The organism is Cellulomonas sp. NTE-D12, assembly GCF_027923705.1.
Taxonomy (GTDB): Bacteria; Actinomycetota; Actinomycetes; order Actinomycetales; family Cellulomonadaceae; genus Cellulomonas.
In genome coordinates this window covers 1,333,315-1,359,288 of sequence record NZ_AP026442.1, presented here as the reverse complement: position 1 = coordinate 1,359,288, position 25,974 = coordinate 1,333,315, and the positions used below count along the sequence as shown (strand labels likewise).

General features: G+C 74.6%; 25 protein-coding genes and 4 tRNA genes. 14 read left to right on the top strand and 15 right to left on the bottom strand.

Annotated elements, in window-relative coordinates:
• The first annotated feature begins 120 nt into the window (after window positions 1–120).
• The 3 genes from QMF98_RS06320 (at window position 121) to QMF98_RS06310 (ending at window position 2,577) form a co-directional block, all read left to right on the top strand.
• Window positions 121–510, top strand: coding sequence for a globin (locus QMF98_RS06320; RefSeq protein ID WP_337975165.1), 390 nt, complete (start codon window positions 121–123; stop codon window positions 508–510).
• Window positions 507–1,487, top strand: a complete 981-nt coding sequence (locus QMF98_RS06315) for an acyl-CoA thioesterase (RefSeq protein ID WP_337975164.1) — start codon at window positions 507–509, stop codon at window positions 1,485–1,487. Before QMF98_RS06320 ends, QMF98_RS06315 begins: the two co-directional genes overlap by 4 nt.
• 103 nt (window positions 1,488–1,590) lie before the next feature.
• Window positions 1,591–2,577, top strand: coding sequence for a DNA topoisomerase IB (locus QMF98_RS06310; RefSeq protein WP_337975163.1), 987 nt, complete (start codon window positions 1,591–1,593; stop codon window positions 2,575–2,577).
• A gap of 87 nt (window positions 2,578–2,664) precedes the next feature.
• On the opposite strand, the gene QMF98_RS06305 is transcribed toward QMF98_RS06310, so the two are convergent.
• From QMF98_RS06305 to QMF98_RS06275, 7 genes are all read right to left on the bottom strand, one after another.
• Complete coding sequence (locus QMF98_RS06305; RefSeq protein WP_337975162.1) at window positions 2,665–3,156, bottom strand: acyl-CoA thioesterase; 492 nt, start codon at window positions 3,154–3,156, stop codon at window positions 2,665–2,667.
• 126 nt (window positions 3,157–3,282) lie between these two features.
• Complete coding sequence (locus QMF98_RS06300; RefSeq protein WP_337975161.1) at window positions 3,283–4,854, bottom strand: GTPase family protein; 1,572 nt, start codon at window positions 4,852–4,854, stop codon at window positions 3,283–3,285.
• Window positions 4,851–6,737: a dynamin family protein gene (locus QMF98_RS06295; RefSeq protein WP_337975160.1), complete on the bottom strand. Its 1,887-nt coding sequence runs from the start codon at window positions 6,735–6,737 to the stop codon at window positions 4,851–4,853. The genes QMF98_RS06300 and QMF98_RS06295 overlap by 4 nt, the downstream gene beginning before the upstream one ends.
• 110 nt (window positions 6,738–6,847) lie before the next feature.
• Window positions 6,848–8,530: an energy-dependent translational throttle protein EttA gene (gene ettA / locus QMF98_RS06290; RefSeq protein WP_337975159.1), complete on the bottom strand. Its 1,683-nt coding sequence runs from the start codon at window positions 8,528–8,530 to the stop codon at window positions 6,848–6,850.
• A 175-nt stretch (window positions 8,531–8,705) separates the two neighbouring features.
• Entirely contained in the window at window positions 8,706–9,290 is a 585-nt protein-coding gene (locus QMF98_RS06285) for a single-stranded DNA-binding protein (protein ID WP_337975158.1), read from the bottom strand.
• A 131-nt stretch (window positions 9,291–9,421) separates the two neighbouring features.
• The gene (locus tag QMF98_RS06280) at window positions 9,422–10,975 is read right to left on the bottom strand and encodes a GTPase (RefSeq protein ID WP_337975157.1); all 1,554 of its coding nucleotides are present in this window, start codon (window positions 10,973–10,975) and stop codon (window positions 9,422–9,424) included.
• The gene (locus tag QMF98_RS06275) at window positions 10,972–12,687 is read right to left on the bottom strand and encodes a GTPase domain-containing protein (protein WP_337975156.1); all 1,716 of its coding nucleotides are present in this window, start codon (window positions 12,685–12,687) and stop codon (window positions 10,972–10,974) included. The genes QMF98_RS06280 and QMF98_RS06275 overlap by 4 nt, the downstream gene beginning before the upstream one ends.
• A 128-nt stretch (window positions 12,688–12,815) precedes the next feature.
• Here QMF98_RS06275 and QMF98_RS06270 point away from each other — a divergent pair.
• From QMF98_RS06270 to orn, 4 genes are all read left to right on the top strand, one after another.
• Window positions 12,816–12,888: transfer RNA gene (locus QMF98_RS06270), tRNA-Arg, on the top strand.
• 153 nt (window positions 12,889–13,041) lie between these two features.
• Window positions 13,042–13,203, top strand: coding sequence for a hypothetical protein (locus tag QMF98_RS06265; RefSeq protein ID WP_337975155.1), 162 nt, complete (start codon window positions 13,042–13,044; stop codon window positions 13,201–13,203).
• 202 nt (window positions 13,204–13,405) lie between these two features.
• Entirely contained in the window at window positions 13,406–13,684 is a 279-nt protein-coding gene (locus tag QMF98_RS06260) for a hypothetical protein (RefSeq protein ID WP_337975154.1), read from the top strand.
• A gap of 86 nt (window positions 13,685–13,770) precedes the next feature.
• Window positions 13,771–14,418 carry an oligoribonuclease gene (gene orn, locus QMF98_RS06255; protein WP_337975153.1) on the top strand — a complete coding sequence of 216 codons (648 nt, stop codon included), beginning with the start codon at window positions 13,771–13,773 and terminating at the stop codon, window positions 14,416–14,418.
• A gap of 79 nt (window positions 14,419–14,497) precedes the next feature.
• Here orn and QMF98_RS06250 read toward each other — a convergent pair.
• From QMF98_RS06250 to QMF98_RS06240, 3 genes are all read right to left on the bottom strand, one after another.
• Window positions 14,498–14,573: transfer RNA gene (locus tag QMF98_RS06250), tRNA-His, on the bottom strand.
• 139 nt (window positions 14,574–14,712) lie between these two features.
• Complete coding sequence (locus QMF98_RS06245) at window positions 14,713–15,654, bottom strand: ATP-grasp domain-containing protein (RefSeq protein WP_337975152.1); 942 nt, start codon at window positions 15,652–15,654, stop codon at window positions 14,713–14,715.
• Entirely contained in the window at window positions 15,651–16,733 is a 1,083-nt protein-coding gene (locus tag QMF98_RS06240; protein WP_337975151.1) for an ABC transporter ATP-binding protein, read from the bottom strand. Before QMF98_RS06240 ends, QMF98_RS06245 begins: the two co-directional genes overlap by 4 nt.
• A 75-nt stretch (window positions 16,734–16,808) precedes the next feature.
• Here QMF98_RS06240 and QMF98_RS06235 point away from each other — a divergent pair, with 75 nt between their 5' ends.
• From QMF98_RS06235 to QMF98_RS06225, 3 genes are read left to right on the top strand one after another with little or no spacing between them, the layout of a single operon-like run.
• Window positions 16,809–17,528, top strand: a complete 720-nt coding sequence (locus QMF98_RS06235) for an ABC transporter permease (RefSeq protein WP_337975150.1) — start codon at window positions 16,809–16,811, stop codon at window positions 17,526–17,528.
• Window positions 17,525–18,292, top strand: coding sequence for an ABC transporter permease (locus QMF98_RS06230; protein WP_337975149.1), 768 nt, complete (start codon window positions 17,525–17,527; stop codon window positions 18,290–18,292). Before QMF98_RS06235 ends, QMF98_RS06230 begins: the two co-directional genes overlap by 4 nt.
• A gap of 33 nt (window positions 18,293–18,325) precedes the next feature.
• Window positions 18,326–19,324 (top strand): glycine betaine ABC transporter substrate-binding protein, encoded by a 999-nt coding sequence (locus QMF98_RS06225; RefSeq protein WP_337975148.1) that lies wholly within the window; start codon window positions 18,326–18,328, stop codon window positions 19,322–19,324.
• 31 nt (window positions 19,325–19,355) lie between these two features.
• Here QMF98_RS06225 and QMF98_RS06220 read toward each other — a convergent pair whose 3' ends face one another.
• Together QMF98_RS06220 and QMF98_RS06215 are read right to left on the bottom strand one after the other, a co-directional pair.
• Window positions 19,356–20,885, bottom strand: coding sequence for a dihydrolipoyl dehydrogenase family protein (locus tag QMF98_RS06220; protein ID WP_337975147.1), 1,530 nt, complete (start codon window positions 20,883–20,885; stop codon window positions 19,356–19,358).
• A gap of 120 nt (window positions 20,886–21,005) precedes the next feature.
• A complete protein-coding gene (locus tag QMF98_RS06215) occupies window positions 21,006–22,184 on the bottom strand; it encodes a pyridoxal phosphate-dependent aminotransferase (protein ID WP_337975146.1) in 1,179 nt (392 codons plus the stop codon).
• 141 nt (window positions 22,185–22,325) lie between these two features.
• On the opposite strand from QMF98_RS06215, the gene QMF98_RS06210 reads away from it, so the two are divergent.
• Window positions 22,326–23,105: an SDR family oxidoreductase gene (locus tag QMF98_RS06210; protein WP_337975145.1), complete on the top strand. Its 780-nt coding sequence runs from the start codon at window positions 22,326–22,328 to the stop codon at window positions 23,103–23,105.
• A gap of 86 nt (window positions 23,106–23,191) precedes the next feature.
• Here the strand turns inward: QMF98_RS06210 and QMF98_RS06205 are convergent.
• Together QMF98_RS06205 and QMF98_RS06200 are read right to left on the bottom strand one after the other, a co-directional pair.
• Window positions 23,192–23,264 (bottom strand) — tRNA-Lys (locus tag QMF98_RS06205).
• An 86-nt stretch (window positions 23,265–23,350) separates the two neighbouring features.
• Window positions 23,351–23,587 (bottom strand): hypothetical protein, encoded by a 237-nt coding sequence (locus QMF98_RS06200; RefSeq protein WP_337975144.1) that lies wholly within the window; start codon window positions 23,585–23,587, stop codon window positions 23,351–23,353.
• 294 nt (window positions 23,588–23,881) lie between these two features.
• Here QMF98_RS06200 and QMF98_RS06195 point away from each other — a divergent pair, with 294 nt between their 5' ends.
• A complete protein-coding gene (locus tag QMF98_RS06195; protein ID WP_337975562.1) occupies window positions 23,882–24,874 on the top strand; it encodes an IS481 family transposase in 993 nt (330 codons plus the stop codon).
• Here QMF98_RS06195 and QMF98_RS06190 read toward each other — a convergent pair.
• On the bottom strand, window positions 24,871–25,236 hold the full coding sequence (locus tag QMF98_RS06190) for a GroES family chaperonin (protein ID WP_263730126.1): 366 nt from the start codon (window positions 25,234–25,236) through the stop codon (window positions 24,871–24,873). The two genes, QMF98_RS06195 and QMF98_RS06190, sit on opposite strands and share 4 nt — an antisense overlap.
• A 32-nt stretch (window positions 25,237–25,268) precedes the next feature.
• Here QMF98_RS06190 and bcp point away from each other — a divergent pair, with 32 nt between their 5' ends.
• Together bcp and QMF98_RS06180 are read left to right on the top strand one after the other, a co-directional pair.
• Complete coding sequence (bcp, locus tag QMF98_RS06185) at window positions 25,269–25,736, top strand: thioredoxin-dependent thiol peroxidase (RefSeq protein ID WP_337975143.1); 468 nt, start codon at window positions 25,269–25,271, stop codon at window positions 25,734–25,736.
• A 102-nt stretch (window positions 25,737–25,838) separates the two neighbouring features.
• Window positions 25,839–25,921 (top strand) — tRNA-Leu (locus QMF98_RS06180).
• The last annotated feature ends 53 nt before the right edge of the window (window positions 25,922–25,974 follow it).

Below are 25,974 nucleotides of genomic sequence, written 5' to 3'. Positions count from 1 at the left end.
CTCCCTCAGTCGCTCCGCCGCATCCGTCACGGCGAGGGCCGGCGTCGGACCAGCGTATCGCCGCACGTGCGAGCGGTCCCTGTCGTCATGGGTCGTGACGGGTCGTGTGAGGATGGCGCGGTGCGGTCCGACTCCTTCTACACCGCCGTCGGCGGGCACCAGACGTTCGTGCGGCTGGTCGACGCCTTCTACGCCGGGGTGGCCGACGACCCGGTGCTCCGGCCGATGTACCCCGAGGACGACCTGGGGCCCGCCGCACAGCGCCTGACGATGTTCCTGGAGCAGTACTGGGGCGGCCCGACGACGTACTCCGAGACGCGGGGCCACCCGCGGCTGCGGCTGCGGCACGCCGAGTTCCGGGTGGACCCGGAGGCTCGTGACCGGTGGCTGGGGCACATGCGGGCAGCGCTCGACACCCTGGACCTGGCACCGCTGCACAAGGGCGAGCTGTGGGACTACCTGGAGCGGGCCGCCCACTCGCTGCTCAACACCTTCGAGGAGGCACGATGACGGACCGGTCGCGCACGGTGGATCCCGAGCCGGTCGGACCGACCGCGCCTTCGCCTACGGGATCGTCGGTCGACGCCGCCCAGGTGGAGGCGAGCGACGAGGCCGGCGCCGCAGCCCTCGGCACGGTGCTCCGCACGCTCGACCTCGACGCCGGCGACGCCCCGGACACGTTCGTCGGAACGAGCCTGGCGCACCCCAACGGACGCGTCTTCGGCGGCCAGGTGCTGGCCCAGGCCCTCCTCGCCGCCGGCCGGACCCTCGTCGACGACCCCGACGCGGGCCCGCGGCTGCCGCACTCGCTCCACGGGTACTTCCTGCGGGCGGGCGAGATCGACGTCCCGATCCAGTTCGGGGTCGAGCGCCTGCGTGACGGCCGGTCCTTCAGCGCCCGCCGCACGCACGCGGCCCAGCACGGCGCGCCGATCCTGTCCATGACGGCGTCCTTCCAGCAGGAGCAGCCCGGCATCGACTACGCCGAGCGGATGCCGCACGGGGTGCCCGGTCCGGAGGAGGTGCCGACGGCGCTGGACCACCTGGCGCGGATCGACCACCCGTTCGCGCGGTTCTGGGCCGACGGTGCGTTCGACGTGCGGCACGTCAACGGCTCGATCTACCTGCGCCCGGACCGGGAGCGCACCGGTCGGCAGCTGGCGTGGGTCAAGGCCCGGGCCGCGGTGCCGGACGACCAGCTGCTGCACCGGGCGCTGCTGGCGTACGCGTGCGACCAGGTGATGCTCGAGCCGGTGCTCCGCCACGCAGGGCTGTCCTGGGCCACGCCGCAGCTGTCCATCGCCTCGCTCGACCACGCGATGTGGTGGCACCGCGACGTGCACGTCGACGAGTGGCTGCTGTACGTGCAGTCCTCCCCCAGCGGTCAGGGCGGGCGAGGGCTCGGCGCAGCGCGGGTGTTCGACCAGGACGGGGCGCTGGTGGCGTCCATCGCCCAGGAGGGCATGGTGCGGGTGCCGCTGGGCTGAGCCCGCGCTCCACGAACGGGGCGGCCTCGACGAACGGGGCTGCCTCGGTGGGCGGGGTGGCCTCGGCGGGCGAGGTGGCAGCCGCCAGGTGACACTGCCTGCCATGGTTCGTCTGCGCCGCGCCCGTCTGGACGCCCCGGGCTGGACGCGGCGCCGGGCCGGCCGCGGCTTCGTCTACCTCGACGAGGCCGGGCGCCGCATCGACGACCCCGAGGTACGGGCCGCGATCGCCGCCCTCGCCATCCCGCCCGCGTGGCACGACGTGTGGATCTGCCCGTGGCCCAACGGTCACGTGCAGGCGACGGGGGTGGACGCCGCGGGGCGCCGCCAGTACCTGTACCACCCGCAGTGGCGCCGCCGGCGCGACCGGCTCAAGCACGACCACGTGCTCGAGGTGGCCCGCCGCCTGCCTGCCGCGCGCCGGGCCGTCCGTGCCGACGTGCGGCTCGACGGGATGCCGAGGCAGAAGGCCCTCGCGCTGGCGTTCCTGCTGCTCGACCTGGCGTACCTGCGCGTCGGCGGCGAGGGCTACGCGGCCACCAACGGCTCGTTCGGGCTCGCGACGCTGCGGCGCGAGCACGTGCGGGTGCATGCGGACGACACGGTGCACCTCACCTTCCCCGCCAAGTCCGGCCAGGTGCGGGACACGCTGGTGGACGACGCCGAGGTGGCGGCGGGCGTGCGCATGCTGGTGCGGCGGCACGACGACAACCCCGAGCTGCTCGCCTGGCGCGACGAGGCCGGCTGGCACGACGTGACGAGCTCCGACGTGGCGGCCTACGTGCGGGAGCGGCTCGGCGGCGAGGCGACGCCGAAGGACTTCCGGACCTGGCACGCGACGGTGCTCGCGGCGCGCGCACTGGCGATTGCAGGCCCGGCACCCGCGTCGGACCGCGCCCGTCGACGTGCCGTCACCCAGGCCGTGCGCGACGTCGCCGCGGAGCTGGGCAACACCCCCGCCGTCTGCCGGGCGTCCTACGTCGACCCGCGGGTGATCGACCTGTGGGAGCGCGGCGAGCACATCGGGCCCGTCCGGACGCAGGCGGGTGCCGAGAGGGCCACCCTGGCGCTGCTCGAGACGTCGCCGTGACGCTGCTGCACGCCACCGACCGGGGACGACGGCCGAGACCCTCGAGCGGCGGGCTGCCTGGGGTCACCGCAGGGGTCGGCGCAGGCGTCAGCGGCGCCGGCGGAAGCTGATCGGGCCCTCCACGTAGGGCTGCCACGCGACCCGCTCGGCCTCGCTGATGCGCCGCGGGCTGCCCGTCGAGGTGTCCACCAGCACGAGCGTCGCCACCGCACGCGCGTACACCGTCGGCTCCGCGGCATCGTCGCGCACCTCGTAGCAGACGTCGATGCTGGCCCCGCCCAGGTAGCCGAGCCACATCTCGACGATCACCGGACGACGGCGGTACGGCAGCGGGTGCAGGTACTCGATCTCCTGCCTCGCCACGAGCGTCGACACGTCCGCGCCCGGTCCCGCGTCGAGCACCGCCGTCGACCACTGCACGGCCGGTGCGGCGTCGGCCGTCTGGTCGGACACGGGGTGCCGCCAGAACGCCTGGATCCGCGCCTCCTCGAGGAGCCGCAGCATCGCCACGTTGTTGACGTGCGCGTACGCGTCCATGTCGGCCCAGCGCAGCTGCACGGGCACCTCGAGCCTGGCCATGCGGCACCTCCTTCGTCGGACGCATCCTGCCCTGCCACTGCGTCGGCGCGCCGCCACGTCCGCGGGCTCCGGTCGCGCGCCGCCCGGCCCGGCGCCGGGCGGCGGCTCCAGCAGCGACGACCGCCGTCAGCCCGCCGCCTTCGCCGCCAGCTGACGGCACGTGCGCAGGTCGTCGAGGGCTGCTGCGACCGGCGCCACCACCAACCGGGCTGCGACGCCCCCGACGGCCTCCCGCAGCCGACGCCCCGCCGCTCGGGCCCGCCGACGGGCGGAGATCCGCGCGAGCACCGAACCGAGGCCGGCGACCAGCAGCCCGCAGAGGACGCCGCCGATCAGCAGCGCGGTGGGCACCGGGAACGGTCCCCACTGCGGCGTCCGCGGCTCCGGGAGCCGGAGGTACCCCATGCCGGCGAGCGCGCCGAGCCAGAGCAGACCGGCCAGCGCCGCGGCCAGCAGCAGCCACTGGACCGCACCGAAGGCGCGGGTCCAGACCGGTACGCGCTCGGCCAGCAGCGGCGTGGCCGCGACCGCGCGGTCCAGCTCGTCGGGGAGGTCGGCGGTGCGCAGCTGGTCCCGGCCGGCGAGCACCCAGGCGTCCGGGAGGCCCGCCAGCGCGGCGTCGGTGTAGTCGCGGACGGCGGTGGCAGCAGCCGAGCGGGCCGCGGGGCTCGCCGGGGGCAGGGACGTCGTGCTCACCTCGTCCGGCGGGGAGGCCGTGGCCAGGCGCAGCCGGCGCAGCGGATCGGGCCGCAGGCGTGCGACCCAGCGCACGGGCGGCCAGCCGGTGCGGGCGCCCGTCCGCCGGACGGCCGACCGACGCACCGCCTCGGTCACCACCGGCACCCCGGCCGCGGTCGCCAGCGCGTCGACCAGCCGGTCGGTCGCCGCCGGACGCGACGGCCCGGCCGGCGGTCCGCACGCGGCCAGGACGTGGGCCGCGGCCGAGCGCAGGTCCGCGGTCGAGCGGTCGTTCGCCGCACGGCGACGTGCCGCCGCCTCGTCCAGCAGCCGGCGCAGCTGCTCGATGCCGGCACCCGTCCGCGCCGAGACGGCCACGATCCGGGCCTTGTCGAGCCCGTCCTCCACGGCGAGCCGGTGCAGGTCGGCCTGCACAGCGCGTACCTGGTCGGCGGGCAGCCGGTCGGCCTGGTTCAGCACCAGCAGCACGACGGCGGCATGCCCGGCGAGCGGTCGCAGGTAGCCCTCGTGCAGCGCGGCGTCGGCGTACTTCTGCGGGTCGACCACCCACACCAGCAGGTCGGCACGCTGCACCAACCGGTCGGCACGCAAGCGGTGCTCGGTGACCACGCTGTCGTGGTCGGGCAGGTCGAGCAGCACCAGCCCGCCCTGGGACCCCGGGTCCGCCGCCAGCCGGTACCGCCGCTGCACCCCGAGCCAGTCGAGCAGCGCCTGCGCGCCGTCTCCCCGGACGGCCGCCATCGCCTCCGCGGTCGTCGGTCGCTGCACCCCGACCGCGGCGAGGTCCGCGCCGGCCAGAGCGTTGAACAGGGACGACTTGCCGGAGCCCGTCGCCCCCGCCAACGCCACGACGGTGTGCTCGGCGGACAGTCCCCCGCGCTCGCGCGCCCTCGCCACCACCTCGCGGCACCGGCTCACCAGTGCGTCCGGCAGCCGACCGGCGCCGGCGTCCAGCGCGGCGTCCAGCGACTGGAGGCGATCCTGCACGGTCAGGCTCATGCGGGCGCGTCCCGGCCGAGCAGGCGACGCCAGAAGCCTCGTCGTGGCCGCGGGGCCACCTCGTCCACCACCGTCCCGGCACCGCGCAGCGGACGGGCGTCACCGGCGTGGCCGGGCGGCACGGGCGACCTGTGCGCGCGCTCCGCGCGGGCGGCGGCGACCACGTCGTCCACCACCTCGCGCAGGGGGTCGCCGTCCGCCTGCATCGCTCCGAGCGCGTCGAGCTGTCCGGTGAACCGGGCCGCCTCCCCGTCCAGCAGCGAGGCGACCCGCACGTCCAGCCGCTCGCGCGCCTCGACCGTGAGCCGGCGCACCGCGTCGTCGCCGAACACCGCCTCGAGCAGCTTCTGCGCCAGCACCGCCGTGCCGCCGGCGATGCCGACCTCCACCCCCGTCAGACCACCGGTCGAGGCGAACGCGAGCACCATCAGGCTCACCCCGAGCGCGTTGACGCCGAAGGACAGGTACCGCGCGGTGCCGCGCCGACCGGCCCCCTGCTCGCGCACCAGCCCCAGCACGTCCGCCTGCCAGCCGCGCACCTGGCGGTCCACCTCGTCGCGCAGCCCGCGGGAGGCGCGCGACAGCTCGAGCCCTCCCAGCAGCGCCGCCCCTGCGGGATCGGCACGCCAGGCGGCGTGGGCGCGGCCCGCCGCCTCGTCGGCGGCATCGAGCAGCACGGCCTGCAGACCGTGCGCGAGGGCCGTCTCCACCCCGGGCACCGCCGCCGGACGGCCACGGAAGAACCCGGTCAGCGAGTCACGCAGCCGCCCGACGCCCTGCTCGACCGACCGGAACAGGTCACCCGTCCCGACGAAGTCCTGCCACCGCGCCAGCACCTCCCCGCGCAGCAGCGCACCATCGGACGTCACGGCCCGCACGTGCGCCGCCGCATCGGCATAGGCGCTGCGCACCCGCTCGCGCAGCCGGGCGTCCGCCTCACGCTGGGCGTCCGCAGCCGCCGCGAGCTCCCGTGCGCGGCTCACCAGGTCGTCCACCACCCCGTCGCGCGTCGCGAGCGCGACGTCGGCCCGCGCCGCCGCGTCCGCACCGAGGTCCGTCAGCCAGCGGGAGACCGCAGCGACCGCCGGCTCGGGCAGCAACCCGTCGACCAGCACCGTCTCCGGCACCACGAACAGCGGGGAGTCGCCCAGCCCCTCGCGCCCCATCATCCGGCGCAGGTCGTCCACCACCGCCTCGGCGCCGCGGTCCACCCGGTCGACGACGAGGGCCGCTCGGGCGCGCCGACGGGCCGCACCGCGCAGCAGCTCCCACGGCACCGCGTCGGCGTAACGGGCAGCGGTGGTGACGAACAGCCAGAGGTCCGCCGCCGCGAGCAGCTCGCCGGCGAGCGCGCGGTTCGCCACGTCGACAGAGTCGATGTCCGGGGCGTCGAGCAGGGCGAGACCCTGGGGCAGCGTGGCGCTGGGGACCAGACGGAGCTCCCGGCCGACACCGGCTGGCGCGGCAGACGACGTCCGGGCCAGCGCGGGCAGCACGCGGTCCGTGGTGAACCACCGGGCGTCCAGCGGATGGTGCACCAGCACAGGCGAGCGCGTGGTCGGTCGGAGCACGCCGGGAGCGGAGACGACCTCGCCGAGCAGCGAGTTGACCAGGGTGGACTTGCCTGCACCGGTCGATCCGCCGACCACCACCAGCAGCGGGGCGCTGTGCGCCCGCAGCCGCGGCAGCAGGTAGTCGTCCAGCTGAGCGATGGCGGCATCGCGCTCGGCGCGGACCGCGTCGACCCCTGAGGTGCGCAGCGGGAGCGGGAGTGCGACCAGCCGGCTGCGCAGCCGTTCCAGCGCGTCGAGCAGCGGCACGTGCACCGCCGCCTCGAGCCGGCCGCTCGCGGCCGGGCGCGGGTCCGGCTCCGGCACACTCATCCGGTCAGTGTGCCGGAACCGCCCCGTGCGGGCCCGTCAGTCGCGATCCCGCTTGCGGCGACCGGCACGCCCTCGATCGAGGTGCGCCCGCCGCGCACGCAGGCCACCGGTCAGTCGCGGCGCAGCTTGCGGTACGTGACGCGGTGCGGACGGGCCGCGTCCGCCCCGAGGCGACCGACCTTGTTCTCCTCGTACGACGCGAAGTTGCCCTCGAACCAGTACCAGCGGGACGGGTCCTCCTCGGTCCCCTCGTACGCCAGGATGTGCGTCGCCACCCGGTCGAGGAACCACCGGTCGTGCGAGACGACGACCGCGCAGCCCGGGAACTCCAGCAGGGCGTTCTCCAGCGAACCGAGCGTCTCGACGTCCAGGTCGTTGGTCGGCTCGTCGAGCAGCAGCAGGTTGCCGCCCTGCTTGAGCGTCAGCGCCAGGTTCAGGCGGTTGCGCTCACCACCGGACAGCACGCCGGCCGGCTTCTGCTGGTCGGGACCCTTGAACCCGAACGCGGCGACGTAGGCCCGGGACGGCATCTCGACCTGGCCGACCTTGATGAAGTCGAGCCCGTCGGAGACGACCTCCCACAGCGTCTTGGCGGGGTCGATGCCACCACGGCCCTGGTCGACGTAGCTGACGGACACCGTCTCGCCGACCTTCAGCGTCCCGGCGTCCAGCGGCTCGAGCCCGACGATCGTCTTGAACAGCGTCGTCTTCCCCACACCGTTCGGGCCGATCACGCCGACGATGCCGTTGCGCGGCAGCGTGAAGCTCAGGTCGTCGATCAGCACCCGGTCGCCGAAGCCCTTGCGCAGGTCGGTCGCCTCGATGACCACCGAGCCCAGCCGCGGGCCCGGCGGGATCTGGATCTCCTCGAAGTCCAGCTTGCGGGTGCGGTCCGCCTCCGCCGCCATCTCCTCGTAACGGGCCAGACGCGCCTTGCTCTTCGTCTGCCGGCCCTTGGCGTTCATGCGGACCCACTCGAGCTCGTCCTTCAGCCGCTTGGCGAGCTTCGCGTCCCGCTTGCCCTGGACCTGCAGGCGCTCCTGCTTCTTCTCCAGGTAGGTGGAGTAGTTGCCCTCGTACGGGTAGAGCCGCCCGCGGTCGACCTCGCAGATCCACTCGGCCACGTGGTCGAGGAAGTACCGGTCGTGGGTCACGGCCAGGACTGCGCCGTGGTACGCCGCCAGGTGCTGCTCGAGCCACAGCACGGACTCGGCGTCCAGGTGGTTGGTCGGCTCGTCCAGCAGCAGCAGGTCCGGCTTCTCGAGCAGGAGCTTGCACAGCGCGACGCGGCGGCGCTCACCGCCCGACAACACCTTGACGTCCGCGTCCGGCGGCGGGCAGCGCAGCGCGTCCATCGCCTGCTCGAGCTGGGCGTCCAGGTCCCACGCGTCGGCGGCGTCGATCGCCTCCTGCAGGTGACCCATCTCGGCCAGCAGGGCGTCGAAGTCGGCGTCGGGGTCCGCCATCAGCGTCGAGATCTCGTTGTAGCGGTCGAGCTTGCCCTTGATGTCGGCGACGCCCTCCTCGACGTTGCCGAGCACCGTCTTGTCCTCGTTGAGCGGCGGCTCCTGCTGCAGGATCCCGACGGTGTACCCGGGAGACAGCCGGGCCTCGCCGTTGGACGGGTGGTCCAGGCCGGCCATGATCCGCAGGATCGTCGACTTCCCGGCCCCGTTCGGGCCCACGACGCCGATCTTGGCGCCGGGGAGGAAGTTGAGCGAGACGTCGTCGAGGATGACCTTGTCGCCGTGCGCCTTGCGCGCCTTGTACATGGTGTAGATGAACTCAGCCACTGGCCTGCTGTCCGCTCCGCTGCTCGGGTGGCCGGCGCGGGATCTCGCCGCCGGCGGTGGCTCCCCGGGCCGTCGCCCGCGCAGTGCTCCGCGCGGGTCGCAGCAGGCCGGCCACGCTGTGAGCGGGCCGGCGCCGCTGCGTCGTCGCCGGGTGCCGGTGCACCAGCCTAGGCGATCACCTGCTCCCGGCCAGCGTGAGGGCGGCCATCGACAGGTCCTCGTCGGGCTCGTCGGCCGCGTCCGCCGGTTCCACCTCGACGGAGGACGCGCGCCCCAGCGCCCCCGCCACGCCGTCCGGCTCCGCCGGTGCGGCGTCCGGCTGCGCCTCGTCGTCGAGCTCGGCCAACCCGCTCAGGTCGGCGGGCGCTCCCTCCGGCGTCTGGTCACGGCCGGGGCTGACGGTCCGTGCGAAGTGAGAGCTGCCGAACGTCAGGTCCGGACCCAGCGCATCGGCCTCGATGACCAGCGTCGTCCGCGGTCCGTCCGGACCGGTCCACTCGTCCGTGGCGAACCTGCCGTGCACCAGCACCGGGTCACCCTTGCGCAGCGACTGCGCGACGTTCGCCGCGACGTGCCGCCACACCTTGACCGTGAACCACTGGGTCGCGGCGTCCCGCCACTCCCCCGAGGCGCGGTCGTAGAACCGGCGGGTGGCGCCGAGCCGGAACCAGGCGTACGGGACCGCCCCGTCGCCGCCGGGCGAGTACTTCACGTCCGATCCCAGCCAGCCGGTGATCGTCAGGGTCGACTGCGTGCTCATCGGTACCTCCATCGCCGAGGCCCCGACGGTGGCGGGGCGCGTGGCGGCAGGCTGCCCTCGGCGCGCGGCACCCGTAGCCCGCGGGAACGCAGGCCGACGACGACGGGCGGCAGACCGGGACTGTGGGCGGTTCAGTCGTCGAGCGACCGCGCCGAGGCGACCAGCTCACGGGTGCGCCGGTGCTCGGCAATCACCTGCTGCGCCGGGACCACCAGCCGGGCGCGCGCGGTGCCCTCGATGGACGCCCGTCCGTCGGCCACGACGGCGGCCGCGCGTCGGCCGGCCGCGGCGCGGCGCACGGCCGTCGCTCCCAACCTGGCCAGCACGGCTGCCAGGGCCGTCGCCGCGGCCGAGGGAAGCGCCCAGCCGTCGACGGACCTGCCGCCGAGCCATTCGCCGAGGCCCACGGCCGCCGCGATCACGGCGGCGAGGCCGAGCAGCACGGCCAGCGCGGTGAGAGCGGCCGCCCAGCGGGAACGTCGAGCGGTCACGGTGACCCCCGCCAGGGCGTCCGTCAGCGCGAGGCCGAGCTCGGCGTCCGTCGCCACCCGCTCGTGCACGTCGCGGGCCCACCGCGCCGGCAGTCCCGCCGTGGCGTGCTCGATCCACCCGGAGCGCGCCTGGGCGACCGAGTCCAGGGGCACGGGACCGAACGTCGGTGCTGACCAAGACGCGCCGCGGACGAGGGCCGCGACGGCATCGGCGACCGCGTCGAGCCCCACCGCGGCCGCCAGCGTCTCGACCACCGGGGCGACGGCGAGCCGAGCAGGTTCGGGCTCGGCGGGCGCGAGCTGTCCGGACAGCAGCCTCGCGGCACCGTCGAGCTCGGCGTCCGCGCGCCGCGCCGCCAAGGAGCGCTGCGCGACCATGCGGGCGAGCTCCGTGCGGACCTCCTGCACGCCCTCGCCGGTACGGGCCGACACCTGGGTCACCGGCACGCCGCGCAGCCCGTCCTCGACCAGCAGGCGTTCGACGTCGGCGGCGAGGCCGTCGCGGAGCGCGGGCTGGACGGTGTCCACCTGGTTGAGCAGCACCGCCATCGCGGCCTCGTGACCGACGAGCCGCCGCAGGTAACCGGCGTGCAGGGCGTCGTCCGCGTACTTCTGCGGGTCCACCACCCACACCAGCATGTCGGCCTGGGGCAGCACCCGGTCGACGACGGCGCGGTGCTCCGGGGAGACCGAGTCGTGGTCCGGCAGGTCCAGCAGCACCAGGCCGCGCAGCGCCGCCTCGTGCTCGCCGTCGAGCAGGCTCTCGCGCTCGATGCGGTCGTCCGGGTCCACCCCCAGCCACTGCAGCAGCGGACCGCTGCCCATCCCCCAGACGCAGGCGGTCACCCGGGACGTGGTGGGGCGACGTACGCCGACCTCGGCGAACTGGAGGCCGGCGACCGCGTTGAACAGGCTCGACTTGCCCGAACCGGTACCGCCCGCGAGCGCCACCACCGTGTGGTCCACGCCGAGCAGCAGCCGCTCCCGCACCCGTCCGAGCACCGCCAGCACCTGCTCCGCGACCTCCGGGTCCACCCGCTCACCGGCCCGCCGGACGGCCTCCTCCAGCGCGTCCGCCCGCCGACGCAGGGCTGCGGTCTGCTCACCCTGCAGCGTCGACGCGGTGTCCGGGTTCGCCGCAGGTCCGGCCGTGGCGGGAGGCGGCTGGTCCGGAAGGGCGGGGGTGCCGTTCACGTCAACGCCTTGAGCACGGCGAGGCGCAGCCGCAACGTGCTGGCGGCGTCGGCCGCGAGGTCACGCTGCCGCAGCACCGCGTCCACCGCGGCGCGCTCGAGGTCCACCTGGTTGGCGGCGAGCACCGACAGCTGCCCGCGCAGGTTCTCCACGACGGCCGCGCCGGTTCCGCCCAGCAGAGCGCTCAGGAGCTCCTCGGCCCCGCCGACGCCGGCCGCTCCCGTCAGCGCCACGGCGGCCAGCACCGGATCTCCGACGACGCGGCGGACGCGCCGACGACGCCGCGACGCGCCGGCGCCCTCATGAGCCTCGGCAGCCAGGGCTGCGTGCAGGGCGCGCTCGCCCTGGGCCACCCAGCCGCGCGCGGCCTGCTGCGCCGCGGCGATCCGCTCGTCGACGCCGTCGTCACCGCCCAGGACCGCCGCCACCGAGGCCGAGCCGGCCGGCGCGTGCTCGTCCACCAGCGCGGCGTGGACGGCGTCCTGACCTCGTTCACCCGCGGCGACCAGGACGGACGTGACCGTCGTGACGAGGTCACGCAGCAGCGGCGCAACGGCCGCCTCCCGAGCGCGCGCCGTCCGCGACGAGCCGCGCACCCGGCCGGAGCGCCTGACGACGCCCGCGAGGGGCGCCCCGGAGGCGGTCAGCTCGGCCCAGCGCGCCCGGACGGCTCCGTCGGCCACCGCACCGCCGGCCACGTGCTCGCGGGCCCGGCGGCCGGGTGCGACGACGGCGTCGTCGAGCCGTGCACCGATGGCCGCCGCGGCGTCCGCCTGCTCCTGCACGGCGTCAGCCAGCTCGTCGACCCACGGCCGGAGGGCCTCCAGCGCCCCGCGCAGGGTTCGCGCGACCACCGTGCGCGCCCGGTCGGGGCCCGCGAGCATCGTCAGCCACCGGCGGATCGGCGCCACGACGGCCGGTGGCAGGACGCCCTCGTGCGGACCGACGTCCGGCACGACGAAGAGCGGTGCCCCCTGCAGTCCGTGGGCCCGCAGGCGCTCCAGCAGGTCCCCGCGCACCTCCGGCAAGGACTCGGGGGCGACCCGGTTGAGGACCATCGCGATGGTGGTCTGCCGTTCGACCGCGTCCTGCAGCACCCGCCAGGGCAGCGCGTCGCCGTAACGGGCGGCGGTGGTGACGAACAGCCACAGGTCCGCGGCCTCGAGCAGGCGGTGGGCGGACTCCCGGTTCGACTCGAGCACCGAGTCGAGGTCCGGGGCGTCCAGCACCGCGATGCCGCGAGGCACCGACTCGTGCGCGACGACCTCGACCGACTCCAGCACCGGGTGGTGGGACAGCAGGTCGGCGTCGTCCGGGTTGTGCACCAGCACGGGGCGTCTGGTGGTCGGCCGCAGCACGCCGGCCGCGCTGACCTCGGTGCCGACCAGCGAGTTCACCAGCGTGGACTTGCCGGCGCCGGTCGAGCCGGACACCACGACCACCGCGGGTGCCGAGAGCTCCGTCAGCCGAGGGACCAGGTGCTCGCCCAGCTGGTCCACCAGCCTCGTGCGTGACGTCCGCGCGGGCTCCGCACCCGGCAGGTCGAGCGGGAACGACGTCGCCTCGACGTCGCGGTGCAGGTCCCGGACGGCGTCCAGCAGCGACGTCGCCGCCAGCGGACGGGCCAGCATCGAGCGCGGATCGTCGCCGGCATGCCGGCCTCCCCCGTGCGACGAGGGGTGCGCCGGCGCGGTGCCGGGCTGCGCGCTCACGCCCCCATTCTCGTGTCCCACTGATGACCTGCACAAACGCGGCGCGCGGGTGAACGACCACCAGCCGGGCCGGCCGCTCCGGAGCCGCCTCCGGGCCTCGTACGATGGCTGCGCCGGACGACCGGCCCGCCCCCGTAGCTCAACGGACAGAGCAACGGCCTTCTAATCCGTCGGTTCCCGGTTCGAATCCGGGCGGGGGCACCGCAGGACGAGCAGGTCGCCCACCCGTCGGGTGCGGTCACCGGGCGCCGTAAATGCCGTGACCGCCCGACGGCGCTGTGGTGTCGTAGATCACGTCCACCTCACCGGTCGCCCCCTCGCACGGGGCTGCCTCGTCGCGCCCAGGAGGCGTCCATGCTGCCCGAGACCACCTACCAGCTGATCTGCTTCGACCACGCCGAGCGCATCGCGCGTGCCTCCGCGGCGCGCCGTGCCCGCACGGTGCCCAGACGTGCACAAGGCGGCGCGAGGCCCGGTCGTCGCACCGGCCACCCGCCGGCCGCGGCGTCTCGCTGACGGCACCGCACGACGAGGCAGCGCACGAGGGGCGCGGTCCCTTCCCGACGAGGGCAGGGACCGCGCCCTTCGTCGTGCACGGCCCGCGACGGCCCGGGACGTGCGACCGTCCGCGGCGTGCCACCATGGCGCCTGGCCGCGCCGTCGACACACCTCGCAGAGGTGGCACCGCGGCCCACGAGTCCCGGGAAGGACGGCACGGATGGGTCGGCACGGCGCGCCTCCGCCCCATGCGTCCCTCCCGACCGGACGGCACCTGCGCAGCGTGCTGACCACCTGGGCGGAACGCGCCGGGCTGGGGCTCGCCGCCGGCGGCGGCACCTGGGGCGTGCTGCAGTGGGCGGGCACGACCTCCGGCGCTGCCGCGTGGGCGGCCGCCGGCGTCGCCCTGGTCGTGCCGTGCGCCGCGTGGGCCGCGTCCACGCTCCCGGGTCACGACGCGGAGGCCCGCGCCGCCGAGGAGCCCCACCGGCACCGCTAGCCGGGCCGGCGCGAGTGGGCGCAGCGTCGCCGCCCCGCACCGTCGCGCGACGGTCCAGGTGGGCGGCCCGATCTAGGCTGACCCCCGTGACCAGCACCCCCGCCAACGGCAGCTCCGACCGGATCGTCTGGATCGACTGCGAGATGACCGGCCTCGACCTGCGACGGGACGCCTTGGTCGAGGTGGCGGCAGTGGTGACGGACTCCGAGCTGCGCGTGCTCGGCGAGGGCGTGGACGTGGTGATCGCACCGCCGCCGGAGTCGGTCGAGGCCATGGGCGACTTCGTGCGCACGATGCACACGACGTCCGGGCTGCTCGAGGCGCTGAGCACCGGGGTGACCCTCCAGCAGGCGCAGGAGACGGTCATGGACTACGTGCGCACGTGGGTGCCCGAGCCGGGCAAGGCTCCGCTGGCGGGCAACTCCGTCGGGACCGACAAGACGTTCCTCGACCGGGACATGCCGGAGCTCGTCGGGCACCTGCACTACCGGGTGATCGACGTGTCGTCGATCAAGGAGCTCGCCCGCCGCTGGTACCCGCGGGTGTACTTCGCCTCGCCCGCCAAGCAGGGCGGCCACCGTGCGCTGGCCGACATCCTCGAGAGCATCGACGAGCTGCGCTACTACCGTGCGGCGCTCCTGCCCGCCGCACCGGGACCGGACTCGGCCACGGCGCGACGCATCGCCGCCGAGGTGCTGGCCAGCCCGTCCGTGGCGGGTGGGACCAGCGCCTGACCTCCCGGGCACCGCGCCCCGACCCGCGCCGCACGGGACGACGAAGGGCGCCGACCTCGCAGGTCGGCGCCCTTCGCGCTGGGGTGGCTAACGGGACTTGAACCCGCGACCCCCTGGACCACAACCAGGTGCTCTACCAACTGAGCTATAGCCACCACGGTCTCCGCGCCGCCGCAGCGGCGAGGACCGACGGAAAGTGTAGCGGGTGCCGGACGGCGGTCCGCCCCGGCGGACCACTCGGCGGTCCCCCGTCGGCCGACCCGGCCCACCCTCAGCAGCCGAGGGCGGACGGCCTCAGAGGCGTGCCTCCACCGCCGCAGCCAGCAGCTCCGCGGACCCGGGCGCGTGCTCGAGGAAGAGCGACGGCTCGATCAGCTCGACCTCGAGGATCACCGGCTTGCCCTCGTCGTCCGGGATCAGGTCCACCCGGGCGTAGAGCAGCGGACGGTCGAGGCCGGGGAAGACCTCCGCGATGGTCGCCATCACCCGGTCGGCCACGGCACGCTCCGCCTCGGAGGCGTCGCGCGGCGCCATCCGCTCGCGTCGGTACAGCACCCCCTCCGTCTCCTCGCGGCGGTACGGCCCCGCGAGCAGCGCGCTCTTGCGCACGGCGTGGCTGAACTGCCCGTCGACGTACACCAGGGCGGTCTCCCCGACGGTGTCGACCTGGCGCAGGTAGCGCTGCAGCATCACGTGCCGACCGACCCCGAGCAGGTTCTTCGCATGGGTGATCGCCAGCATCCGCGACGGCGTGTCGCCGGCCTCGTAGCGACCGGTGTCGCGCGAGCCGGCGCTGACGGTCGGCTTGATGACGAAGTCACCGAACGCCGGGAACCGGGTGTGGATGGCGCGGGCGTCCATGTTGCGTTCGGGGTCGAGCCAGATGGTCGGGACGATGGGCAGGCCACGCTGCTCGAGGTCGCGCAGGTAGGTCTTGTCGATGTTCCACGCCACCACCTCGGCGGGGTTCAGCAGCGCCGACGAGTGCTCCACCCGGCGGGTCCAGTCGGCGAACTGACGCGCGCGGTCGGTGTAGTCCCACGTCGACCGGATGAGCACGGTGGGGTACGCCGACCAGTCGACCGTCGGGTCGTCCCAGACGACGGCCGCCGTCGCCACGCCTCGCGCCTCGAGGGCGTCGCGCAGCAGGCGATCGTCCTGGTCCAGCTCGGGGAGCTCGGCGCACGTGGCGATCGCGAGGCGAGCCGGGGCGGAGCTGGGGGGCACGGTGGTCACTCCGGCAGCGTACCGACGGGTGAGAGGGCGGTGAGCCGGTGCAGGGCGCGCTGGACCGAGGCCGGGCCGGCCCGGCCGACCACGGCATCTCCGTCGACGACGACGAGGGACGGCGCCTGCCCGTCAGCGCCCGGCGGGAGCGCGACCAGCGCACCGAGCACCTCGTCGAGGCCCGCGCCGAGGGAGACGACACCCGCGGCGGTACCGCCCCCGGCCGGCACGGCGCCGCCGACGGACCGCTCGTCACCGCCTCGCCCGGCAGCGCCGTCCGTCGCCCCGGCGGAGGCCGGCTCGTCGAGGTCCGCCCGCTCCAGGGTGCCGAGCGACAGGAGGCTCGCCGTGCGTCCGCGGCCGACCAGGTCGGCGACCGCCGCCGTGGCGGGGCGTGCCACCACCTCCAGCGGCGGGGCGAGCTGCTCCACGTGCGCACCGGTGCTGAGCACCACCATCCGGTCCGCCATCCGCACCGCCTCGTCGACGTCGTGCGTGACCATCACCACGGTGGTGCCGAGGTCGGCGTGCAGCCGCAGGAACTCGCTCTGCAGGCGCGCCCGGCCCACCGGGTCGACCGCACCGAACGGTTCGTCCATCAGCAGCACGGGCGGGTCGGCGGCGAGAGCGCGGGCGACGCCGACGCGCTGCCGTTCCCCGCCGGACAGCTCGTGCGGGTAGCGGCGCGCGTACCGGGCGGGGTCCAGCCCCACCAGGGCCAGCAGCTGCTCGGCCCGGTCCTGCGTGCGACGACGGTCCCAGCCCAGCAGCGCGGGCACGGTCGCGACGTTCTGCGCGACGGTCCGGTGCGGGAACAGCCCGACGCCCTGGATCACGTACCCGATGCGCCGGCGCAGCTGCACCGGGTCCACGTGCGTCACGTCCTCCCCCGCCAGCTCGATGCGGCCGGACGTGGGCTCCACCAGACGGTTCGCCATCCGCAGCGTGGTCGACTTGCCGCAGCCGGACGGGCCGACCAGCACCAGCAGCTCGTGCTCACGCACCTCGAGCGTGAGGTCGTCGACCGCGACCTCGCCGCCGTACTCCTTGCGCACGTGCTCGAACCGGATCGCCGGTGTGCTGGTCATGGGCTCGGACGGTAGCGGAGGCGTCCGACAGCCGCAGCGGCTGCGCGTGTCGGTGGCCCTGGCTAGGTTCGGCGCATGCTCCTGCTCGTCCCCGAGCTGGTCCCCTCGCTCGTGCCCGCCCTCGCGTCGGACGCCGCGCCGAACCCGTGGCTGTCCTGGACGTACCTGCAGCGCAACGGCGGCGACGTCCTGGCAGCGACCGGGCAGCACGTGACGCTGACCCTGCAGGCGGTGGCCATCGCGCTGGTGATCGCCCTCCCGCTCGGCGCGCTCGCCCACCTGCGACCTCGGCTCGCCGGTCCGGTCCTCGGCGTCACCGGGGTGCTGTACACGATCCCGTCCCTCGCGCTGTTCGCCGTGCTGGCGCCGTGGACCGGGATCGGCCGCGTCACGGTGCTGATCGGCCTGGTGTCCTACGCGCTGCTGGTGATCGTGCGGAACGTGCTGGTCGGCCTCCGCGGCGTCGACCCGGCGATCGTCGACGCGGCGCGCGGCATGGGGTACGGGCGGCTCCGGATGCTGACGCAGGTCGAGCTGCCGCAGGCGCTGCCCAGCATCGTGGCGGGCGTCCGGCTGGCGACCGTCACCACCGTCGCGCTGACCACCGTCGGGGTGGTGGTCGGCTTCGGCGGCCTCGGTCAGCTGATGTTCCGTGGCTTCCGCAGCAACTACCACGCCGAGATCATGACGGCCACCCTGCTGTGCCTGCTGCTGGCGCTCGTGGTCGACCTGCTGCTCGCCGGCATCGGGCGGCTGCTGACGCCGTGGGCGGTCCGGGGGGTGCAGCCGGCATGAGCGTCCTGCTCGAGGCGCTGCGGTGGCTCAACGACCCCTTGAACTGGACCGGGCCGTCCGGCGTGCTGGCGCTGACCCGGCAGCACCTGGTGGTCACCGGCCTGGCCGTGCTGCTCGGAGCGCTCGTCGCCGTGCCGACGGGCCTCTACCTCGGCCACCGCGGGCGCGGGGCGACCGTCGGGGTGGTCGTGTCGAACACGTCCCGAGCCCTGCCGACGCTGGCGATGCTGACGCTGTTCGGCGCCACCGGTCTGTTCGGCAACACCGCGACCGCCCTGGCGTGCGCGGTGTTCGCCGTCCCGCCGCTGCTGTCCGGCGCAGTCACCGGGCTCGGCGGCGTCGATGCCGACGTCCGGGACGCCGCGCGCGGGATGGGGATGTCGGGCGCACGCCGGCTGTGGACCGTCGAGGTGCCGCTCGCCGTCCCGCAGCTCGCAGCCGGGCTCCGCACCGCGGTGGTCCAGGTGGTGGCCACCGTGCCGCTCGCGGCCCTCGTCGGCGGCCGCAGCCTGGGCACGATCGTCGTCACCGGCTTCGGCGTGCAGCGATACGGGCAGGTGGTCGCCGGCGCCGTGCTGGTCGCCGCGCTGTCCCTCGTCGCCGAGGGGCTGCTGGCGCTGCTGCAGCGCGCGGTGACACCCGCCGGCATCCGGGCGCTGGCCCGCTCGGCGCCGGTCGAGAGCGAGTCCGGGCATACGCCGCCCAGCACGCAAGTTGCCCATGTCGTCCGGACCGGGTCGAACGACCCCGTCCGCGATGTCTGATCGTCCGAACCCCGATCTGCGAGGAGCACATCAATGCCCGCCAGACGCACCACCCTGCTCACGAGCGTGGCTGTCGCCGTGCTCGCCCTGAGCGCCTGCGGCGCCCCGGGCTCCGGCGGCGGCACGACGCAGGCTCCGGCCGCCGCGGCCTCCGGCACGGCAGCCGCCTGTGCACCCGTCGCCGGCGACAAGCTCGTCCTGCTGAAGGACGACAAGGGCCTGCAGAACGCCGACAACGTGCTGCCCGCCGTCAACACCAAGGCGGCGACGGACCACCCGAGCCTGGTGAGCCTGCTCAACTCCGTCTCCGCGAAGCTGGACACGCCGACGCTCGTGTCGCTGAACAAGTCCGTCGACGTCGACCGGCGGACCTCGTCCGACGTGGCCAAGGAGTTCGTGCAGAAGCAGGGGCTCGCCGCGACCGACCAGTCCGGCGGGGGCGCCGCCGTGGTGGTCGGAGCCGCAGGCTTCTCGGAGAGCGCCACCCTCGCGGAGATCTACGCCGAGGTGCTCCGGACCGCCGGCTACCAGGCGAGCACCCGGACCATCGGCTCCCGGGAGACCTACCTCCCGGCCCTCGAGTCCGGCCAGCTCACGGCCGTCCCCGAGTACGCCGCCTCGCTGGCGACCTACCTGAACTCCCAGGCCAACGGCGCGAGCGCGGCGCCGGTCGCCTCCTCCGACGTGGACAAGACGGTGGCGGCTCTGACGCCGCTGGCCGCCAAGGCGGGTCTGACGATCGGCACGGCGTCCAAGGCGCAGGACCAGAACGGCTTCGCCGTCACCCAGGCCTTCGCCGACAAGCACAAGGTCAGCACGCTGAGCGATCTCGCGTCGGCGTGCGGCGGCGTGGTGCTCGCCGGCCCGGCCGAGTGCCCGCAGCGGCCGTTCTGCCAGATCGGGCTCGAGCAGACCTACGGCCTGAAGGTCTCCGAGTTCAAGTCGTACGACTTCGGCGCGATCGGCCAGGCGATCCGCAAGGGCGACGCGACGATCGGCCTGGTGCTGACGTCGGACGGCAGCCTGGGCTGATCCGGGTGGGTGCTCGGGACGGCCGGCAGACCTACAGGCCGGCCGTCTCGAGCAGCCGCAGCCACACCTCGCTGACCGTCGGGTAGGACGGCACCGCGTGCCACAGCCGATCGAGCGGCACCTCGCCCACGACGGCGATCGTGGCGGCATGCAGCATCTCGCCGACGTCGGGGCCGACGAAGGTCGCGCCGACGATCACGTCGCGTGACGTGTCCACCACGATCTGCGCCCGTCCGGAGTAGTCCGGCGACGTGACCGTCGCACCGGCCAGGTTCTGCAGGTCGTACCCGTGGACCACCACGTCGAGGCCGGCACGTCTCGCCTCGCCCTCCGTCATGCCGACCCACGCGACCTGGGGTCGGGAGAAGACGACCTGCGGCACGGCAGCCAGATCGGCGGACGCCCGGTAGCGGCTCCACGGCCGCCCCTCCCGCTCGCCGGCCCGGCTCAGGCCCCGCGGCACCGATCCCGCGCCCTGGTCCGCCGAGACGTCCGCGTCCTGTCGAGGGTCGAACCGCGCGGCGATGACGTCCCCGCACACCCGCGCGTCGTACTTGCCCTGGTGGGTGGTGCCCGTCCGGCCCGTGACGTCGCCGACGGCGAACAGCCAGCCGCCCGCCACGCCGACGGCCTGCAGCGCGTCGTCCACCGTGACGGCACGGCCCGGCTCGAGCCCGATCGTCTCCAGGCCCAGGTCGCCCGTGCTCGGTCGGCGGCCCGTCGCCGCGAGCACCTCGTCCACCACCAGGTCCTCCGGACGCGTGGCAGCCGAGCCGTCGCGTGTCCGGGCACCCTCGTGCTGGTGGTGCTGCACCACGAGCTGGACGCCCCCGGGCTCGCGCCGGGCGGACACCACCTCGGCACCGAGCACCACGCGGACGCCGCGCTGCGTGAGCGCCCTGGCGACGGCCTTGCCGGCGAACGGCTCGGCCCGCTCGAGCAGCCGGTCGCCGCGGACCAGGACGGTGACGGCGGACCCCAGGTCGGCGTAGGCCGTCGCCATCTCGACGGCGACCACCCCACCGCCGATGACGGCCAGCCGCTCCGGCACCTCGTGGGCCGACGTGGCCTCCCGACTGGTCCACGGACGCACGTCCGCGAGCCCCGGCACCGGCGGCACGACGGCGGTGGAGCCGGTTGCCACCACGACGGCGCAGCGCGCTCGGAGGTCGACGTCTCCGTCGACCTGCTCGAGGCGCAGCGTCCGGGGGCCGGTGAACCGGGCGTGGCCCCGCAGCACGGTCAGGCCCGCACCCTCGGCCCACTCGACCTGGCCGGTGTCGTCCCAGTGATGGGTGACCTCGTCGCGCCGGGCCAGCACCTCGTGGACGTCCAGCGGGCCCGGGTCGCCGACGCCCCGGGCCTCACGGGCCTGCTGCACCACGTCGCCCGGCCGCAGCAGGGCCTTGGACGGCATGCAGGCCCAGTACGAGCACTCCCCGCCGACCAGGGCCTCCTCCACGAGAGCCACGGACAGGCCGGTGCGGGACGCCCTGTCGGCCGCGTTCTCCCCTACCGCCCCGCCACCCAGCACCACGACGTCGAACTCGCGCTCGGTCATGGCGCCATGGTGTCCTGCAGCCCGCCCGTGCGCAGCGCGACGCCCCGCAGCACACGCCTGCACCGCCATCTCCGGCCTCCCGCCACGAGCCACAGCCGCCGGTTCAATGCCGACGACGCGTCAGGCCAGCGCCTGCACCGCCGCCCGCAGCCGTCGGCAGCCCGCCTCGAACGTGGCGGGCTCCGGAAGCAGGCTCAGGGCCAGCGTCCCTGGGGTCGGCAGGTCGTAGAAGTACCCCGGGTGGACCGCCAGGTGCGCCTCTGCCAGGAGGGCGAGCACCAGCTGCTCGTCGGGCAGGTACCGCGGCACGTCCACCAGGACGGTCCAGCCGCCTCCGCACCGGCGGACCCGGAAACCGTCCTCGTCGAGCAGCGCGTGCGCCAGGGCGAGGTTCGCGGCGAGCCGCGCCCGCGTGGCCGTGACCGACGCATCCGCCCGGTCGAGGATCTCCGACAGGGCCAGCGCGACCGGGGACGAGACCGACAGGTAGGTGTCGGCCACGGTCTCGAGGGCGCGATGCACGGCGGGCAGCTCGCCAGCAGGGCCCTCGACGCGCAACCAGCTCAGCTTGAGCTGAGGGGCGCAGACGAGCTTGGACAGGCCGTCCAGCGTGAAGGTGGTGCAGAGGCGTTCCGAGGCGGAGGCCGGCGCCGCGACCGTGTCGCCGGGTGCGGCGTCCAGCCGGAAGGGTGCGAACACCTCGTCCAGCACCAGGGCGGCGCCGCCGGCACGGCACGCCGCTTCCATCAAGGCGCGCTCCTCGGCGCGCAGGTAGGCGCCCGTCGGGTTCCCGGGGCTCACCGCCACCACCGCCCGCACGTCCGGCCGGGCCGCGAGGTCAGCGACCTGCCCCGTGTCCACCGACCAGCCGTACGGGTGCAGGTGGTGCACGGCGTACGGCACGGTTCGCACCCCGGCCAGTCGCGCGAGCGGTTCGACCAGCGGATAGCCCGGGGCCGGGACGGCCACCGCGTCGCCGGGGTCGCAGAGCAGCTGGAGCAACCAGGCGTACGCCTCCGAGGTGCTCGCCGTGAGGTAGTAGTCCTCCGGCGCGCCGCCGTACCGGCCCGCGAGCGCGAGGCGAGCCGCGCGGGGGCCGTGAGGATCCGGCTCGTACGACGCCGCCGCGGGGACGGCCCGGGACACCGCCTCGAGCACGCCGGGGTCGGTCAGGCGGTGACGGGTGGGGTTCGAGTCGGACAGGTCCAGCACCGGCACCCCGTCGGCCGCCAGACGAGCCCGCAGGCGGGCCATCTCGTTGGGTTGCTCGTCGGGCGCCGAACGCTCCGCCAGGTGCACGCCGGGATGGTAGTCCGGGGACGTCGGGCGTCCGGCCCGCGGCGGCCCGAGAGCTCGGTCACCGGCCGGCGACGTCGAGCCTCGACGCTCCTAGCATCGAGTCCGGTGGCAACGGAGCCACCTGGGTCGAAGGAGACAGCCATGGCTCGCACGTACGTGATCACGGGAGCGGCCTCCGGCATCGGGAAGGCCACGAAGGAGCTGCTCGAGTCCCGCGACAACAAGGTGATCGGCGTCGACCTGCACGACGCCGACGTGACGGTGGACCTCACGACGGCTGAGGGACGGAGCGCCCTGGTCGACGAGGTCGCCAGGCTCAGCGGGGGCGCGGTCGATGCGGTCCTCGCCATCGCCGGGCTGGCGATCCCGGCCCCGAAGACCGTCTCGGTGAACTTCTTCGGCATGGTGGCCACGCTCGAGGGCCTGCGTCCGCTGCTGCTCGGCTCCGGGGCGCCCCGCGCCGTCGGCGTCTCGTCGATGGCCAGCTTGCACCCGCTGGACGACGAGCTGGTGACGCACATGACGGCCGGCGACGAGACCGCCGCGCTGGCTCGTGCCGAGGTGCTGGCGCAGGACCCGGAGCTGCGCAACCTCATCTACAGCTCCACCAAGAAGGCCTTCGCCCAGTGGGTCCGCCGTAGCGCGCCGACCCCGGAGTGGGCGGGCGCGTCGATCCCGCTCAACGCCGTGGCGCCGGGCGTGATCGAGACGCCGATGACCAGCGGCATGATGGCGACCGAGCAGGCGCGGTCCGACCTGCTGAAGCTGGTCCCGATGCCCCTGAACGGCATCGCCCAGCCGATCGTCGTGGCCCGGCTCCTCGCCTGGCTCACCAGTGAGGAGAACACGCACCTGTGCGGTCAGGTGGTGTTCGTGGACGGTGGCAGCGACGCGGTGATCCGCGGCGACACCACCTGGTGACCCGCTGAAGGGGCGTGCGGGCGTCGCCGGCGCCGACATGCCAGAGGGCCCCTGACAGCGTCTCCGCCGTCAGGGGCCCTCGTCTGTGCGCCATCAGGGACTCGAACCCCGAACCCGCTGATTAAGAGTCAGCTGCTCTGCCAGTTGAGCTAATGGCGCGCGGGGCGAAACGTTAGCAGGGGTGGGCCGCGGATGCGAAACCGGAGGTCAGCGCGGCACCGTCGCGCCGGGACACGGTGACCGGGTCAGGCACCGGGCGTCTCGGGCTCCGCCTCCCACCACGTCTCCTCCGGCAGACCCTCCGTCTCGAGGATCTCCTCGGACGAGACGACCGGTGCGACGAGGTCGACCAGCAGGGCGAGCGGCACGTGCTCGGCGAGCAGCTCCTGCGCGACGCGGGACTGCTCCTCGCCGGTCGGCTGCACGGGGGGCACCGCCCTCGCCTGGGGCTGGTCGGCCGTGGTCTCGTCGTCCTGCGCCATGGGGCTCCGTCCGATCGTGGGTCCTCCATGGTGACCCACGGATCCGGATTCGCCCAGCCGCCATCCGTGCGAACCCGCGAGGCGACCCTGCCCCGCCGGTGGGCACCGTCGCGTGCTGCCGGGGCCGGCCGTCCCGGCCGGACGTGGGTCGCAGACCCGACCGGCTAGATGTACTGCCCAGGGACGTTGGTTGTTGGAGTGTGACGACACGCGGTAGCGGGTCATGGACGGACGAAGACCTCCGGTCGTGGAGTGGAGCTGCTGAGGTTCCGCTCCCACGACCTGGAGGTCTTCGTGTCCCACGCTAACGCTGCCTTGACGCCCCGTGCCCGGCTGCGGCTGGCGCGCCTGATCGTCGAGGAGGGTTGGCCGATCGCCCTGGCTGCGCGTCGTTACGACGTGTCGTGGCCGACTGCCAAGCGCTGGGCGCAGCGGTACGCCGCGATGGGCGAGGCCGGGATGGGCGACCGCTCGAGCCGTCCGCACCGCGTCGCCAACCGCACCCCGCAGTACCTGGTGCGTCAGGTGGTGCACCTGCGCTGGAAGAAGCGGCTATCACCGATCGCGATCGGTGCGCGGTTGGGGATGCCGGCCTCCACGGTCCACGCCGTCTTGACCCGCTGTCGCCTGAACCGGCTCTCGCACGTGGACGTGCGCACCGGTGAGCCGATCCGCCGCTACGAGCACGACCACCCCGGCGCGATGATCCACGTCGACGTCAAGAAGCTGGGCAACATCCCCGACGGCGGCGGGTGGCGGTTCGTCGGACGAGCCCAAGGCGATCGGCACCGGGCCGCGACGCCCGGCAAGACGAAGAACGCCCACTACAGCCCGAAGATGGGCACGGCGTTCGTGCATACCGTGATCGACGACCACTCCCGGGTCGCCTACGCCGAGATCCACGACGACGAGACCGCCGCCACCGCGATCGGGGTCCTGCGTCGGGCGGTGTCCTGGTTCGCCGCCCGCGGTGTCATCGTCCAACGGGTCCTGTCAGACAACGGATCGGCCTACAAGTCCCACGCCTGGCGCGACGCCTGCACCGACCTCGGCATCACCGCCAAGAAGACCCGCCCCTACCGGCCGCAGACCAACGGCAAGATCGAACGCTTCCACCGCACCATGGCCGCCGACTGGGCCTTCGCCCGGCACTACCCCTCCGAGACCGCCCGCCGGGCCGCCCTGCCAGGATGGCTCCACCAGTACAACCACCACCGGCCCCACTCAGCCATCGGCAAGGTCCCGCCCATCACCCGATTGACCAACCTGGCTGGGCAGTACAGCTAGAGGTAGAGACCCGTCCCCTGACCCTCGCCGCGGGGCTCCGCGACGGCGTGCACGTCCTTCTCCCGCAGCAGCACGTAGGTGGCACCGGCGAGCTCCACCTCGGCACGGTCCTCCGGGTCGAACAGCACCCGGTCGCCGACGGCCACCTGCCGCACGTGCTGGCCGACCGCGACCACGCGTGCCCATGCCAGCCGCTTCGCCACCGTCGCCGTGGCAGGGATGACGATGCCGGCCGCCGAGCGGCGCTCCGAGCTGTCCTGGTCCAGGGCGACCAGCACCCGGTCGTTGAGCATCCGGATCGGCAGGTCGGCGGAGCTCGTCTCGTCCCGGGCGGTCACGACGGGCACGGTACCCGCCGACATAGGGTGGGCAGAAACGACCCCGGGAGGACCCCGTGCCTCGACTGTCCGCCGGCGACCCGGCTCCCGACTTCACGCTGCCCACCGCCGACGGTGGCACCGTGTCGCTCTCCGACCTGCGCGGTTCGCACGTGATCGTGTACTTCTACCCGGCGGCCATGACGCCGGGCTGCACGACCCAGGCGTGCGACTTCCGCGACTCGCTCGGCTCGCTCCAGGGCGCCGGCTACCGGGTGGTCGGCGTCTCGCCCGACACCCCCGAGCGGCTGGCGCAGTTCGCCGAGGCGGAGCACCTGACCTACCCGCTGGCGTCCGACCCGCAGCACCAGGTGCTCGAGGCGTGGGGCGCCTGGGGCGAGAAGACGCTGTACGGCAAGACGGTGGTCGGCGTCATCCGCTCGACCGTGGTGGTCGACCCCGACGGCGTCGTCGAGCTGGCGCAGTACAACGTCAAGGCGACCGGCCACGTCGCCAAGCTGCGGCGGGACCTGCAGCTCGCCTGACCGGCGCTGGCTCCGCCGGTCACCCCGATGGGGCTCCCGCGCCGGTCGCGTCGCCCGTGCCGCCCTGTGCGAGGATCGGCGGCGCGCGGCGGTGCCGCTCGCGCGGGAGTGGTGAAACGGCAGCCACGCCAGGTTTAGGTCCTGGTGCCCTCACGGGCGTGCGGGTTCAAGTCCCGCCTCCCGCACGTCCGCTCGTCGGTCTCGGCAGGCCGACGACGCGCCCGACCTGACGAAGGCC

Excerpts from the sequence above, each read along its gene's own strand:
- QMF98_RS06285 (WP_337975158.1), bottom strand. The coding sequence starts at position 9,290 with ATGAGCACGCAGTCGACCCTGACGATCACCGGCTGGCTGGGATCGGAC.
- QMF98_RS06260 (WP_337975154.1), top strand. The coding sequence starts at position 13,406 with ATGGGTCGGCACGGCGCGCCTCCGCCCCATGCGTCCCTCCCGACCGGA.
- QMF98_RS06240 (WP_337975151.1), bottom strand. The coding sequence starts at position 16,733 with ATGACCAGCACACCGGCGATCCGGTTCGAGCACGTGCGCAAGGAGTAC.
- QMF98_RS06295 (WP_337975160.1), bottom strand. The coding sequence starts at position 6,737 with ATGAGTGTGCCGGAGCCGGACCCGCGCCCGGCCGCGAGCGGCCGGCTC.
- QMF98_RS06300 (WP_337975161.1), bottom strand. The coding sequence starts at position 4,854 with ATGAGCCTGACCGTGCAGGATCGCCTCCAGTCGCTGGACGCCGCGCTG.
- QMF98_RS06220 (WP_337975147.1), bottom strand. The coding sequence starts at position 20,885 with ATGACCGAGCGCGAGTTCGACGTCGTGGTGCTGGGTGGCGGGGCGGTA.
- QMF98_RS06190 (WP_263730126.1), bottom strand. The coding sequence starts at position 25,236 with ATGTCGGCGGGTACCGTGCCCGTCGTGACCGCCCGGGACGAGACGAGC.
- QMF98_RS06210 (WP_337975145.1), top strand. The coding sequence starts at position 22,326 with ATGGCTCGCACGTACGTGATCACGGGAGCGGCCTCCGGCATCGGGAAG.
- QMF98_RS06265 (WP_337975155.1), top strand. The coding sequence starts at position 13,042 with ATGCTGCCCGAGACCACCTACCAGCTGATCTGCTTCGACCACGCCGAG.
- QMF98_RS06230 (WP_337975149.1), top strand. The coding sequence starts at position 17,525 with ATGAGCGTCCTGCTCGAGGCGCTGCGGTGGCTCAACGACCCCTTGAAC.
- QMF98_RS06310 (WP_337975163.1), top strand. The coding sequence starts at position 1,591 with ATGGTTCGTCTGCGCCGCGCCCGTCTGGACGCCCCGGGCTGGACGCGG.
- QMF98_RS06235 (WP_337975150.1), top strand. The coding sequence starts at position 16,809 with ATGCTCCTGCTCGTCCCCGAGCTGGTCCCCTCGCTCGTGCCCGCCCTC.
- QMF98_RS06315 (WP_337975164.1), top strand. The coding sequence starts at position 507 with ATGACGGACCGGTCGCGCACGGTGGATCCCGAGCCGGTCGGACCGACC.
- QMF98_RS06225 (WP_337975148.1), top strand. The coding sequence starts at position 18,326 with ATGCCCGCCAGACGCACCACCCTGCTCACGAGCGTGGCTGTCGCCGTG.
- QMF98_RS06305 (WP_337975162.1), bottom strand. The coding sequence starts at position 3,156 with ATGGCCAGGCTCGAGGTGCCCGTGCAGCTGCGCTGGGCCGACATGGAC.
- QMF98_RS06200 (WP_337975144.1), bottom strand. The coding sequence starts at position 23,587 with ATGGCGCAGGACGACGAGACCACGGCCGACCAGCCCCAGGCGAGGGCG.